The following is a 12788-nucleotide window of genomic DNA, read 5'->3' on the forward strand; positions in this document are numbered from 1 at the left end:
GTCACCCTCCGGTTCCGAAAACACCTTAACTCGGTGTCCACGAAACCGGCAGCAGCTCATATGTGCCGCTTTACCTAAAATAATAGGCGCATATTGGCCGTAAGGCGGTCTGATCGTATCCTCTACCCCGAATTGCAAGGTCCATGCGGGGATTTTGGGGGGGTGGCAATCTAATCATTCCCAGGATGAACGGGCGTCCGGTTCTGGAAAAGCGGGCAGGGTGCCAAGAATGACCGGTTGTGGTTTTTTGCGGTAGCAAACCGACCACAGGCGGCTACGCGGCCTTCTGTCGAACCCAACTAGCTCGCGGAACGAACATTGCCTGCGTTTCCGCCCGGCGCGGCGCTTGCAGCGGCCAATCCCTCCATCGTGCGCAATAAAACGCTCGTATCCGTCAACCGCTTCAACTCATTTCTTACGGCCTTGAGCGGCGGTTTCAATGTTCGCTGCGCGTTAGCTTACCGCCCTTTCCCCTCCACGCTAGCGACTGCGTATTAAGGGCACTTAAGTCAGCCGTTCCGGCTAGCAGCGCCTCGCCGGTGACGATCGCACGAGCCAGCACCGCGTCGGGCGCGTTAGCGTAAGCGGGTCTACCTACAATATGGTCGTACCAACACCCGCCACAGGCGTCGTCGAGCAGTACACGCTGGAAACAGTGATCAAGTCGCAACGACCATCGCGCTTCGATTGCGTGCTTGGGAAGGCGTATGCAGGTGAGATCCAACCATTGTCGCTCGATTACCGATCGTGCGGTTTTCGTCACAGATAACCTCCGTAGCGTACCTAATATGCCTGCATCAGTGAGCACTACTAGTCCGCAGTGGCTAGATTTTGGCAAGACCTGCTCCCACGTCAATGAATGGTAGATCTCGGGAAGCTGACATTGGCGACGAATGTCGCATTGTGAGTTTTGCCAGACCCACAGCGGCCGGGCAGCTAGCGTCCAGTTCGAGACATTCAGGCACACGGTGGGCGGAACATGAGGTGGCCCCCTAAATGACCTGACAGGGCCCCGCTCTTAGATAAGAGTGAGGCATATGACTGACGGTAAGACCCGGCGTTACAACGATGGCGAGGTTCTCTCCGGTGTTCAGCGCCGGAGGCGATGGACACCGGAGGAGAAGGTCCGGATCGTGGAGGAGATGTATCTGCCCGGGATGAGTGTGTCGCTCGTCGCCCGCCGGCACGGCATCGGTGGCAATCAGATCTTCACCTGGCGTCGGCGGATGGCACAGGGTGCGCTGACCGCCGCAGCAGCTGGCGAGGAAGTGGTGCCGGCGTCTGAATACCGTGCGCTCGAGGCGCAGGTGTGCGAACTACACAGACTGCTCGGCAAGAAGGCTATGGAGAACGAACTGCTCCGCGAGGCCGTGTCTCGGGCCGCAGGCTTAAAAAAACTGCTGTTGCGCTCGACCTCGTTGCCGCGGGATGGACGGTGAGCGCGGTCGCAGAGGCGGTCGGCATCACTCGCCCACACCTGTCCGCAATGCACCATCGCCCGGCGTCCCGACTACGCGGACGACCACCGCTGCCGGATGCTGAGTTGGTTGCCGACATCCGTGCGCTCGTCGCTGATCTGCCAACGTACGGCTATCGCCGCGTTCATGCTCTGCTGCGCCGGCAGGCAGAAAAGACCGGCGCGAAGCGCCCAATCCGAAACGCCTCTACCGCGTCATGAAGGTGCATGGGCTGCTGCTACAGCGGGACGGCGAACGCCGCGAAGAACGGCGTCACGATGGCCGGGTCGCGGTCGATCTGCGCAACACCCGCTGGTACTCCGACGGGTTGGAGATCACCTGTGACAATGGCGAGAAGGTGCGTGTCGCATTCGCGCTCGACTGCTGCGACCGCGAGGCCATGGGACACGTGGCGACAACGGGCGGCATCACCGCCGAGGACGTCCAGGACTTGATGGTTGCCACGGTCGAGCATCGCTACGGACAGGTGAACCGCGTACCCGAACCGATCGAGTGGCTCACCGATAACGGCAGCTGCTACACCGCTCGCAACACACGAGCGTTCGCCCGGGGCATTGGACTGATCCCGCGCACGACCCCAGTCAGCAGTCCTCAATCTAATGGCATGGCGGAGGCGTTCGTTCGCACCCTCAAGCGCGATTATGTCCGTGTAAACCCCAGGCCGAATGCGCAGAGCGTTATCGACCAACTCCCCGGCTGGTTCGACCATTATAACGAAGTGCATCCGCACCGCGCTTTGCGCTATCGATCACCCCGCGAGTTCATTGCGCAAACCTGCGAGGCTCTGTCAGGCCTTTAGGGGGCAACAACAGAACATGGCAGTCCGCCTTCAGCGAGCTGACCGTTGCAGCGCGGCAGGCGCTAAACGATCGCTAGATACTGGAGGCGGGCTGCAGTTCGGAGGTGACCTTAACTGCAGCCCTGGCCAAGTTGATCTTTGGGGAACCCTCGAGGTTATCAGCAGCTTAGATCTATCGCTTGAGGCGGCAACGCGATTCAGGGCGTCATAGATCAAGCGGCCTCCGAAACCATTGCTTCAGGCTTCCCAGGTCTCTCGAACCCGAGCAAACGCGGATCACGGGGAACTACGTCCAAACTTCATGAATGAACGTCAGAAAGTTGGAGGCGGGAAAGGGCGTTTGAATGTCAAAGTTTGGGTCAATTTGGTACGCAACAAACGAGCCACGTGTCGACGTGGAATCAGGAAAGCTAGTGACCCGGGCCGTATGACATGACCGTGTGCTCAAGTTCGAAGCCGAGAAGGGCAGCGCAGTTCGTCGTCATGGAAGCGGTTTCTGCTCGCTCGCTACTCGCCTTGGACTTGTCGGATGCGTTCATCCTGGCGACAATGGTGCGGTGCATGTTTTCGATGTCGCTCATGATATCGGCTGGCAAAATGCCAGCATCTCGCCCGGTAGTCCGTGTCTGCTGCGCATATACCGTCCGTAGCGAAGTCGCCTGCTTGCTTGTGATATTCGCGGGGAGCGCGTTCTGTTCAATCGCGGTAGTGATGACCGCTGTGCAGGTCATATTGTTCTGGTAGCGCTGCTTAGGCGTATCGGCCGCCTGCCCCGGGGCGCTTATGGCTACAATGGCGGCGGTAAGTAGGATTGTTGGTACGGTCTCCATCTCCGTTCTCCAATGTTCGCCGTTCGGAGGCGGCGTGCGTGCTCGATCGGTCTTGCGGTACGGCGCGAGCCAGACTTCAGGAAATCACAGCGGGCAACGATAGTCGCCCCCCGGCCTGTAGATCAGGTCGGTTCGTGGACCATAGCGGGGGAAGTTACGTTCGCAGCGACGGACGTGTCGCGCCCAACTCTCGCCCGCCCAGCCGGGAGGTGGTCCGTAATGCGGGCCGTATGCGCATCCGCCAAGTGCCGCGCACCCCAGCAACACCAGTGTCCCTAACGCGGCAGTCCTCATCTCCACCTCCGGTTACTTATAGCATTGAACGACGTAGGGCAGGCTTTCCGTCGCAAGCGGTCGCACGAAAAATCGCTGACTGTGCGACGGAACCGATACTTCCCGCCGTTAAAGAGGCAATTGACGTGGACGAAGGTAGGCGATGATGACCAACGGACGAAGGACGGTGAAGATGGCGGTTCTCATGGCGCTGATCTTCCCGGTATCCGCCTGCGCCAGGCCGGCACCGGATGGCGGTGCGCAGGGATCCGCCGCCACCCGGCAGGCGAGTGCCGCGAATTCCACCGGGCGGGCTTCGATCGCCTCTGGCGGTGGTCCCGGGATGGGCCTGACCCTGCGGCAGTTCGAGCAGCGCCGCGAGCAACGCGTCATGGCGGCGGACAACGACAACGATGGCAAGGTGAACCGCGCGGAGTTCATGGCGGCGATGACCGGTGGCAAGGGCAACCCGGCCAAGCGCTTCGCTCACCTCGATCGCAACAGCGACGGCTTCATCAACCGACAGGAAATCGACGCCGCGGCTACTAGGCGGTTTGGTAAGCTAGATGCGGACGGCGATGGTCGGGTGAGCAAGCAGGAGCGCAGGGGCGGCGCCTACGCGGTGTCCGGCCGCACTGTCGATGACGATGCTGGCTGATGCAGGACGCGAGGTTATGGCACTCAGGGCGGTAGGCGTTGGACGAGCCCGATCCGGACGCGGCGCTGTTGTCGCGGGTGGCGCGCGGCGATGCGGCCGCGGCGCGCCTGCTCGTGTCAGGCAAGCTGCCGCGCGTCGTCGGGCTCGCGCACCGGATGCTCCACGACCGGTCGGAAGCAGAGGATGTGGCGCAAGAGGCATTCGTTCGGACGTGGCGGCAGGCGGCGACGTGGGAGAGCGGACGCGCACGGTTCGACACTTGGCTGCACTTGGTGGTGCTCAACCTGTGCCGCGATCGTTTGCGCCGTCGTCGCGAGGTGACCAGCAACGCGGTGCCCGAAACCGCCGACCCCGCACCCGATGCCATGGCGACGTTGGTGGACGCCGAGCGGGGCTCGGCGGTGGCTGCGGCGATTGCGGCACTACCAGAACGGCAACGCGAGGCCATCCTGCTGGTGCACTACCAGGACATGACGGGCGCGGCAGCTTCGCAGGCGCTCGGTATCGGTGTCGAGGCGCTGGAGTCACTGCTGGCGCGCGGCCGGCGTACGCTGCGCGCGCGGCTTGCGGAGCAGGAGTTGCGCGATGACCTTTGAGCCACTGACCATTGAACGTTTCCGGATCCTGGCCGACGCCTATGGCGGCGTGGTCGCACGTTGGCCGGAGAATATCACGGGTGAGGCACTGCGTCTGTCACGGACAGAGGCGGGGCGCACGATCCTCGCCGAGGCGCTCGCCCTCGACGAGACGCTTGACCTTTGGCAGGTGCCGGTGCCTGACGTAGATTTTGCCGGCAGAATCGTAGCCGGTGCCCCGACAGCGTCAAAGGCATGCAAGGCGAAGCTGTGGTGGACGGGGTTCGGGATCGCCGCCGCGTTGTCAGGCGCCACTGCCGGCGTCGCGGCAACCGCGGCCATCAGCCCCGCCAGTCACATCGATAGCATGACGGTCTTCGGCGACCTTCCGGCAGGAAGTGATGATCGTGGTTAGGGGGCGACTGCTGCTGATCGCCTCGTTACTGCTCAACCTGTTCCTGGCAGGCGCGCTAGTGGGGGGCGCCGCTTGGGTGCGTGACGGGCACCGGATGATCGCGGCCGGGGCGCTGCGCGTCGCCGGCTCCGAACTGCCACGGGCAGAGCGGCGCGCCTTTCGTGTGCAGCTTCGCGCTGCCCGTGAGTCGGTCCGACCGCTCATTAACGAGAGCAACGCCGCCAAAGCCGATGCCGCCCGTTTGCTTGCGCAGCCATCGCCCAATGTTCCGGCAACCAAGGCGGCGTTGGCCAAGGCGCGCGCTGACGACTTCCGCGTCCGTACGGTTGTTGAGGACCGAGCCCTCGATTTTGCCGCAACGCTGCAGCAAACGGACCGGCAGCGCATCGCGGACGCCCTGGTCGGTCGCATGCAGAAGCGAGGTCGCTAAGGGTATCGACACAATCGCGCGACGGATTTGTAGGCCAGCTTCGTTCAACCGGCAACGAACCCAGCCGAGAGGCTCACGCTGCGTGAAATCGATTCTGGCAACCCGTCTGTTCGCGACCGCCGCCCTGTTATGCGTAGGGGCTTGCGGTAGCGGCGGGGGTACTGGATCCGTATCGGTCCCGGTGGTCCCCGTCCTAGCTCCGACGCCGACCGCTACACCGACGCCGGTTCCGACCGCCGCACCCACACCAGTTGCCGCGCAAGTGGTCGGTGTATCGGGGCTCCACCTGACGCTGAACGGTCAAACGTGGTTCCCACGCAGCGTCGTGATCCGGGGCTTCGTTGCGACGGCGGCCTATCTACAGGCCAGCCTGCCAGGCACCTACACTGGCCGTGTCAATTATGGTCCCGCCGAACTCGCGGCAGCCGCGGCGTTCGGTGCGGATACGCTGCGCTTCCAGGTCAGCCAGCCGTCGCTCGACCCACAGTCGCCGCTCTACGATGCCGCTTATTCGGCTAGCGTTACGGCTGCGATCAAGCAGGCGCGCGCGGCAGGGTTCGTTGTCATGATCTCGATGCAGGACGAGACAAACAGTGGCGAGACCGGCTTCAACCCCTTCGCCACGGCCGAGACGGTGCGTGACTGGGACGCGCTGACCGCCACCTTCGGCGCCGATCGGGGTGTGCTGTTCGAGCTCTACAACGAACCACGGCCGGCCAAGAGCGACGCCAACTGGCAGCTCTGGGCGAACGGCGGCACCAACACGGCGGCAAACGCGAGTGACCCTGTCGCGGTCGGCATGCAGCCACTCGTAGCGCGGCTTCGCGGCAAGGGCAGCCAGAATGTCATGGTCGTCGATGGACTGGGGATCGGTCGCACGCTGGACGGCGCGCCGACGATTGCCGACCCGCTCGGGCGTGTTGTCTATGCTGTCCATCCCTATCAGCGCGGTAGCGCGGATGAGAGCAATTGGGACACGGATTTCGGTATTCCGAGCACCAAGATGCCGGTGTGGGCGGACGAATGGTCAGCCGGATTTGGTTCGGACATCGGACTGGGTAGTCTGACCAACTATCAGGTGGCAGTCGATCTGATCAATTATCTCCGAAACCATCAGATCCCGCTCGGCGGCGGTGCGTTCGATGTGCCGGGGGTTATGACCCAAACCGTACCGGGGTGGGTGCCAACCGACTATGACGGGTCGACGCCATCAAGCCCGGTCGGGAATTCCGGCCAGCTCGTCCACACGCTGTTCATCACCAACTATGGGCGCGCGTTGACGGCTGCGGATGGGCTCTGAAGGGACGGGCGGGGCGGCGAGACCCCGCCCCGCCGTCGGCTCAGCGATACCGCCAGCCGCCATGCCAGCGATAGCGATGACCCCAATACCGGCCGCCGTCCCAATAGCCTCGACCGGGATAGAATATACCATGGCGGGGCCGCGCGGCGCGTAGCCGAAGCCGCGATTGGGAATGCAACGCCCGTACGCCGCGCGGTGAAAGCCCCGACCGCACCCTTGGGCAGCGTCGGCCGTGGATGCGGCGCTGAGCGCGGTAGTGGCGGCCAGCGCCGCTAGGATAAGCTTCTTCATGAAGACCTCTCATCTGTTGCATCCGGTCATTGCCGGACGAACGTTTAACGGCGTGGCCGGCAGTTTCCGTCGCGCGTTTCCCTCGAACGTCTCAACCGACTGTTGACGGAACGTCGCGAGCACACCGAAAACCGACGTGGCTAGTGCTGCTATCGGGTGTGCTGCCGCTGCGCGCAGCGACGCGGTAGCGATTGCAATAGGAGGGGTGACACATATACGACCCACCCCGCAGGACCCGGTGTTTGCCGGCGGTGGGACCAAGCGGGTTTTCGCGCGAAGCGAACAAGTGATGCGCTGGATCGAACCAGTCGGCACACCAGTCCCAGACATTGCCTGCCATCCCGTACACGCCGTAGTCGGTGGGCGGATACTCTCGCACCGGGCCCGTTCCGGCACGTTGTGCATCGGGCGCACGGGCAGGGAATGGCCCCTCCCATATCCGGCACCGCTGTTCGCCGTTCGGCATGAGCTCGTCGCCCCACGGATAGCGTCGCTGATCGAGACCGCCACGAGCGGCGCGTTCCCATTCGGCCTCGGTCGGCAGCCGCTTGCTGGCCCAGCGTGCAGACAAGGCGGCATCGTGCCACGAAACATGGACGGCGGGATGATCCGCGCGATCCGCGATATCGCTCGTGGGGCCGAAGGGATGCCGCCAATCGGCCCCGTCGACCGCCGCCCACCCGGGGTCTGCTTCACGACCGGATCACCAATGTGGCGCTCGCCGACGAACCCGAACGACCACCCAAGCTGCTCGGCATCGGTGACGTATCCGGTCGCTTCAACAAAGCCCGCGAACGCTGCGTTGGTGACGGCGGTCACGTCGATCAGGAACGGCGCTAGCCGCACAGCGCGGACCGGTCCTTCGCCATTTTCAGGAACGCCGAACGGATCGTCCGAGCGCATGTAGAACACGCCGCCCGGGATCGGAACCATCGGCTAGCCCGAGCCTGCGCAAACGGCATCGTGACGATCGGGCAAGCGTCGAGCTTCGCCGACGCGTTCAGGGATACAGCAAGCCATGACGGTCAGGTTGGGAAGTCGGAAACGTGCCGGGTCGCTGCTGCCAGCGGGAACGGATCGCCGCTGGCGGCGAGCCACACCGCGATCTACGCATCGAACCGCGCCATCAGCGCTTGCTGCGCGGGATCGCTAACGAGGTTCTTCAGCTGAAACGGGTCGGCGACATTGTCGTACAGGCACCAGCGGCCGGTTTCGGCGACCGCATAGGTGTGAGTGTCGGTCCGCAAGCCACGATAGGTCGGCTGGTTGATAAACTTGGTGCCTAAGCGTTTTCCGGGATGGGACGGCAAACTGCCCGCGGGCGACACTTCGCCGCCATCGCCATCTTCCCCGATCGCTTCCGGACCGCCTGACGAACGCGGCAGCTGGTTCATCAGGAAGACTGCCGGCGACGCGCTCGTCTGTTCCCCGCGCATCACGCCCGACAGATCGCGCCCGGCGCAATGGTGGGGCACTGGCAGCCCTGCGAGGCCGCACATCGTCGGGTAAATATCGATAGCGGCGAATAATGTGTCGGATGCGCCGCCCTTTGGCGTCACACCCGGGTAGCGAACGAAAAACGGCACGCGGCATGATTCTTCAAACGGCACCTGCTTGGCCATGCGCCCCTGCGATCCCATCATGTCCCCGTGATCGGAAGTATAGACGACGAACGTGTCGTCCACCGCGCCGATCGCTTCGAGCGCAGCCAGCAGTCGGCCGAACTCGGCGTCAACGCCGGTGATCGCGCCGTAGTAGCCTTGCATGGCCTGGCGTAGCGGTTCGGGCCGGATCAACGGCCGCGCCTCGCCCGCCAAAGGGAACGACACGTTGGGTCGCATGTGAAGTTGGTCCAGCGGGTAGTGCTTCGTGTCTTCAACAGGTGGATTGTGGGGGGGTGCGGCGGGTTCCACGATACCATCAGCATCCATGGCGTCGTTGCACCGCGTTGGAGCTCCAGCAGCGCGACCGCCTGATCGGTCATGGTCGTGCAGTTCCACCCCTCCGGCTCGATACGCGCACCGGTATCCGGGTCGTAGGTCCAGGACCGGTAATGCGCGTTGGTTCGCTCCCATACATGCCAGTCCTCGAACCCCTGCCGGTCGGGACCGGCTGGAATGAAGGCGGTCCCGCGCCCCTGAAGATGCCATTTGCCCACGTAGCCGGTGCGATATCCCGCATCGCGAAAGACGCGTCCGATGGAAATCTCGGTAGATGGCAGCGCGACATTGTTGTGGGTGAGACCGGTTTGATACGGCCATCTCCCGCTCATCAGAATGCCGCGGTACGGCGTGCACAGCGGGTAGTTCGATACGCACCGATCCATCGAGAAGTTGGCACGGCGAAACGCATCGAGATTGGGTGCGATCGCCTGATTGAACGGCTCGCCGGGTAGCGATGCCGCCCGGTGCTGGTCGCTGAAGATATAGAGCAGATTGGGACGGCGACGCGGCGTCGCCGCAACCGCGCCGGATCCAGTGGCTGCGGCGATCGCCATGCTCGCCGCCCCAGCCTGGACGAAGTTCCGACGGTTCATGCGTCTTCTCCTCGAAGACGAGCGTATCGGGGCGACAACCGCCCCGGCGCGCCCAGTGGATCAGTGGCGCCGACCGTTGTGCTTGGTACGGAAGATATGCGCGCTGGCACGACTTTCGCGGCCTTGCAGCCGGGCGCGCTGCGCATAATTGAGGCTACCGCCATTCCGGGCGCGCATCCGCGCTTCGGTCGCGTCGATCCGGCCCTGCTGACGCTCGTCGTGCCGCGCTTCGCGGCCGGTCAGCTGGCCGCTCTCGACGCCTTGAGTGATACGCGCCTGCTGACGAGGCTCGCTGCCGGTTTCGAGTGCGTCGTCATCCGCTTCGGGTTCATGGAGGAGCTCGACATTCCCGCGGGACTGGCGCTAGCAAAGTCATGCGTCCCGTCGTCCGATTACATCGGGCACGAGACGGTTGTCGCTAGCGCAAGGGTACAGGGGATGGCACCGTGGCGCGAGGAGCTTTTCGTGGCGATGCAGCGCAATACGACGTCTACCGGAACCTCGTTCTGCATCCCGACCCGTCAGGCCGTCGAGGTGGGCACGGAAATCGTGATCTGACCGCGACCCGCCGGGGCGGCGCGACAAGTAGTGGCCGCTCGGCCGTTCGGCGTATGGCCGCGATGCAGAGGATCAGCAGCGCGGCGGCATCATCTCAATAGCTGAAATTTAGTGAGAATACCGCCCATTGCCAGCTTCAGATGGTCGATCTGCGTTTTTATCACGCCAGTAATGCACCAGACGTGGCCCTCGGACCACATCGACAGTTCGCGCAGTTCGTGCACGACGGGATGATCATCACCAGCGGCCTGATCGGGCAGCGGCAGGTCGGACGGGTCGGAGATGCGGGTTTCGGTGCCGAACACTTGGAGCAGGCGGGCCGCCTCCTCGACGCAGAGCCGCGAGAAAGATGCTCGCGCAGCGAGCCGTAGAGCAACATGATGCGCGGTGGCGGCGGTCGTCGTCGAGCTCCATGGCGGGTCGGTCAATAACGAACGAACGGTCGAGCGCTGGCAGATGGTCGGCATCAGCAAGCGGACGCAGACGGGACAAAGTGGTTCCCTCAGGCAAGCGGGCGGGCGTGATCGAGAAATTATACTGGCCAGTCGAGCTGCCGATAGGCGGAATCCCAGAACATCCATTCGTAGCGGGTGGCAGTGCGAAAAGCCTTGGCCATTGCCGCGCGTGCCGATTCCGTCGAGAGGCTTGCGGCGCCATCCACTAAAGTGCGGACCCGACGCGTTGCCTCGCCAAACCCAGGGTCAGCATAAATGTTGATCCACGCCTCGTACGGATTAGGCGATCTGGCGATCGATTTGATCGCGCACCCAACCTCCCAATACACCCAAAAACACGGAAGAATTCCGGCGATCAATTCCTCGTAGCTGCGGGTGGCAGCGAGGCTCGCAAGGTAGCCGGTATAGCCGACACAGACTGGGCTTGACTCGCTCATGGCGACCATGGCGGGTGTGATATCAAACTGTCTGAAGAAGGTCTGGTGCAGGATTTCCTCGACTTGCACCGCGACCTTAGCGCCGTCGGAAAATTCGAGCCGACCATCGGCATTGGGAGCGCGCGCCGCAGCGATCGCCAGTACGCGCGCGTATTCCGCCAGATACAGGCTGTCCTGCAGGATGTAATGCCGAAAGCTGTCGGGCGGCAGCGATCCGTCGGCGAGTTCTGCGATAAACGGCTGCTCCAAAATGGAACGTCTCAGAGGGGCAACGTCTTCCCATATCGCGTCGCAGAAGCTCATCTAATAATCCTCACTGAAAGTCCTACAGCCACCATGCGAGCTGATGCGCCTACCGTCACCTGCCGATCGCTGGTCCACTGGCGCGTCGGGTCGACGACGCAATTCAAATGTTGCTGGCCCTTCGCCCACACATCCCGTCGTGCCGGAAGAATCGCCTGTTAACATAGACCATTCTCACGGAAATGAACAAATGGCTGGTTTCTGGAAAGCACTGATCGGGCCATGAATAACCGGAAATGGGTCAAGGTGGCCTTGGCCGTCCGCAACCGTTCGCCTTGCCAATGTCAGTCGTCCCGTTTGGCGCCGGGCGCAGCTGGACCGGCGCGATATTGCGCGTCGGTAACCTGCTCCATCCACTGGACCGGCGACCCGTTCAGCGACTCCTGAAGCGCGATATGGGTCATCGCTTGGGTCGGGGTGGCGCCGTGCCAGTGCTTGTGCTCCGGCGGGCACCAAAGCACGTCGCCGACCTGGAATTCGAGCGTGGGCCCGCCTTCGATCTGCGTCCATTCGACCCCGGCAGGATATTACGGGCAACACGCGACTTTGAAGGGGCGCGGGCCGAACGGATCCGATTTCCCTCCGCAGTGGGCGCGGCGATTGTGGGTCTAAGTACAGCTACCTCTCAAAGATTAGGGCCGTCACTCGCCAGTTAAGTTTGCCCGCGAGTATTGCGACTGCAGCGTCAATCCGAATACGACATCCCAACCACGCGGCTCTCCAACGAAAAGCGTGGCCAGGGCTGCAGTGAGGTTCTTACCATATTGCAGTCCGCTCCCATCGCTTCCTAAGTATCTCAGGCCCAAGTCTCGTTAGGCACAGGCAGAGGATGTCGTCTGAGCGAGCGTGATGGTAAAGAAGAGGTTCGTCGGCGTCGATAGTAGTGTGTGGCGACACGGCACCAGTTGATCAGCTGATCAAACCTGAGCTCGACGCGGCTGCTCTTGCCGCTCTATTTTCGCCAGCACGCAACTATGGTAAGAAAGTGTGACTTTCTGGCCCAGTCGGAACCTGCGGGTGAACACGAGGTTTAACGATCATGCTACGTGATCAATATATGGATGAGCTGGTCGACGCCTTCGAAGCAGGATTCGCCGAGGCGAGCGATTTGTCAGCGGAATGCCCGTTCGATCAATCCGACCAGATCCGCCACACCGCCTGGCTAGACGGCGCGCGTTACAGCACCCCCGTCATCGCACAACACTTATATTGTCGCGAATCGCTTGTTCTTCCAGCGGCATTGCTCGCGTGTTATGGCAATTTCGGGCACCATCCTTTTTGACGGTGATGTGATTCTTTCGGCAGATGGGTAACTGGTGCCGCCACGTTAACCTTAGAAAGAGCACGTCTGACCGAACGCTACTGCTAGAGGCCTAGCGTTTGTTAACCATTCTCGGCAATTCCCAAACAGTCTCGTAAGGTTTTCCATAAACAAAACTTTATGGAGGCA

At 62.6% G+C, this 12788-nt stretch carries 11 protein-coding genes and 4 pseudogenes; 8 read left to right on the forward strand and 7 right to left on the reverse strand.

Going from position 1 to position 12788, the window contains the following annotated elements; all coding sequences use genetic code 11:
* The first annotated feature begins 1037 nt into the window (after positions 1 to 1037).
* A pseudogene (locus RH91_RS21705) lies at positions 1038 to 2277 on the forward strand (IS3 family transposase).
* A 410-nt stretch (positions 2278 to 2687) separates the two neighbouring features.
* Here RH91_RS21705 and RH91_RS13580 read toward each other — a convergent pair.
* Positions 2688 to 3107 (reverse strand): hypothetical protein, encoded by a 420-nt coding sequence (locus RH91_RS13580; protein ID WP_010163388.1) that lies wholly within the window; start codon positions 3105 to 3107, stop codon positions 2688 to 2690.
* A gap of 466 nt (positions 3108 to 3573) precedes the next feature.
* Here RH91_RS13580 and RH91_RS13585 point away from each other — a divergent pair, with 466 nt between their 5' ends.
* The 5 genes from RH91_RS13585 to RH91_RS13605 all read left to right on the forward strand — a co-directional run bounded on the left by RH91_RS13585 (position 3574) and on the right by RH91_RS13605 (position 6758).
* The gene (locus RH91_RS13585; protein ID WP_051116731.1) at positions 3574 to 4038 is read left to right on the forward strand and encodes an EF-hand domain-containing protein; all 465 of its coding nucleotides are present in this window, start codon (positions 3574 to 3576) and stop codon (positions 4036 to 4038) included.
* A 38-nt stretch (positions 4039 to 4076) separates the two neighbouring features.
* Positions 4077 to 4634 (forward strand): RNA polymerase sigma factor, encoded by a 558-nt coding sequence (locus RH91_RS13590; RefSeq protein ID WP_010163390.1) that lies wholly within the window; start codon positions 4077 to 4079, stop codon positions 4632 to 4634.
* Positions 4624 to 5028 carry a hypothetical protein gene (locus RH91_RS13595; protein ID WP_010163391.1) on the forward strand — a complete coding sequence of 135 codons (405 nt, stop codon included), beginning with the start codon at positions 4624 to 4626 and terminating at the stop codon, positions 5026 to 5028. The genes RH91_RS13590 and RH91_RS13595 overlap by 11 nt, the downstream gene beginning before the upstream one ends.
* Positions 5015 to 5458 carry a periplasmic heavy metal sensor gene (locus tag RH91_RS13600; protein ID WP_010163392.1) on the forward strand — a complete coding sequence of 148 codons (444 nt, stop codon included), beginning with the start codon at positions 5015 to 5017 and terminating at the stop codon, positions 5456 to 5458. The genes RH91_RS13595 and RH91_RS13600 overlap by 14 nt, the downstream gene beginning before the upstream one ends.
* Before the next feature lie 262 nt (positions 5459 to 5720).
* Positions 5721 to 6758 carry a cellulase family glycosylhydrolase gene (locus RH91_RS13605; RefSeq protein WP_010163393.1) on the forward strand — a complete coding sequence of 346 codons (1038 nt, stop codon included), beginning with the start codon at positions 5721 to 5723 and terminating at the stop codon, positions 6756 to 6758.
* A 40-nt stretch (positions 6759 to 6798) separates the two neighbouring features.
* On the opposite strand, the pseudogene RH91_RS23625 reads toward RH91_RS13605, so the two are convergent.
* From RH91_RS23625 to RH91_RS23480, 4 genes and pseudogenes are all read right to left on the reverse strand, one after another.
* Positions 6799 to 7049, reverse strand: a pseudogene (locus RH91_RS23625) (GCG_CRPN prefix-to-repeats domain-containing protein).
* A 91-nt stretch (positions 7050 to 7140) separates the two neighbouring features.
* Positions 7141 to 7982, reverse strand: a pseudogene (locus RH91_RS23630) (formylglycine-generating enzyme family protein).
* A 173-nt stretch (positions 7983 to 8155) separates the two neighbouring features.
* Positions 8156 to 8845 carry a sulfatase-like hydrolase/transferase gene (locus RH91_RS23475; RefSeq protein ID WP_269724657.1) on the reverse strand — a complete coding sequence of 230 codons (690 nt, stop codon included), beginning with the start codon at positions 8843 to 8845 and terminating at the stop codon, positions 8156 to 8158.
* Entirely contained in the window at positions 8842 to 9546 is a 705-nt protein-coding gene (locus RH91_RS23480; protein ID WP_029623867.1) for a sulfatase-like hydrolase/transferase, read from the reverse strand. The genes RH91_RS23475 and RH91_RS23480 overlap by 4 nt, the downstream gene beginning before the upstream one ends.
* Positions 9547 to 9648: 102 nt before the next feature.
* On the opposite strand from RH91_RS23480, the gene RH91_RS22860 reads away from it, so the two are divergent.
* Positions 9649 to 10143 (forward strand): KUP/HAK/KT family potassium transporter, encoded by a 495-nt coding sequence (locus RH91_RS22860; RefSeq protein ID WP_198283265.1) that lies wholly within the window; start codon positions 9649 to 9651, stop codon positions 10141 to 10143.
* Positions 10144 to 10259: 116 nt separating this feature from the next.
* Here RH91_RS22860 and RH91_RS13625 read toward each other — a convergent pair.
* Both RH91_RS13625 and RH91_RS13630 read right to left on the reverse strand, forming a co-directional pair.
* Positions 10260 to 10635, reverse strand: a pseudogene (locus tag RH91_RS13625) (NAD(P)H-dependent oxidoreductase); the annotation flags it as partial.
* 40 nt (positions 10636 to 10675) lie between these two features.
* Entirely contained in the window at positions 10676 to 11338 is a 663-nt protein-coding gene (locus tag RH91_RS13630) for a TenA family protein (protein WP_029623869.1), read from the reverse strand.
* Between the two features lie 1057 nt (positions 11339 to 12395).
* Between RH91_RS13630 and RH91_RS13640 the strand changes: the two genes are divergently transcribed.
* On the forward strand, positions 12396 to 12620 hold the full coding sequence (locus RH91_RS13640) for a hypothetical protein (protein WP_010163399.1): 225 nt from the start codon (positions 12396 to 12398) through the stop codon (positions 12618 to 12620).
* Positions 12621 to 12788 lie beyond the last annotated feature (168 nt).

Origin of the sequence: Sphingomonas sp. PAMC 26617, from assembly GCF_000242835.1 — a bacterium.
Lineage (GTDB): Bacteria > Pseudomonadota > Alphaproteobacteria > Sphingomonadales > Sphingomonadaceae > Sphingomonas.

Bases quoted from the DNA above. Each gene is read 5' to 3' on its own strand.
- RH91_RS13580 (WP_010163388.1), bottom strand. From the start codon at position 3,107: ATGGAGACCGTACCAACAATCCTACTTACCGCCGCCATTGTAGCCATA.
- RH91_RS13585 (WP_051116731.1), top strand. From the start codon at position 3,574: ATGGCGGTTCTCATGGCGCTGATCTTCCCGGTATCCGCCTGCGCCAGG.
- RH91_RS13595 (WP_010163391.1), top strand. From the start codon at position 4,624: ATGACCTTTGAGCCACTGACCATTGAACGTTTCCGGATCCTGGCCGAC.
- RH91_RS13600 (WP_010163392.1), top strand. From the start codon at position 5,015: ATGATCGTGGTTAGGGGGCGACTGCTGCTGATCGCCTCGTTACTGCTC.
- RH91_RS23480 (WP_029623867.1), bottom strand. From the start codon at position 9,546: ATGGCGATCGCCGCAGCCACTGGATCCGGCGCGGTTGCGGCGACGCCG.
- RH91_RS13630 (WP_029623869.1), bottom strand. From the start codon at position 11,338: ATGAGCTTCTGCGACGCGATATGGGAAGACGTTGCCCCTCTGAGACGT.
- RH91_RS13640 (WP_010163399.1), top strand. From the start codon at position 12,396: ATGGATGAGCTGGTCGACGCCTTCGAAGCAGGATTCGCCGAGGCGAGC.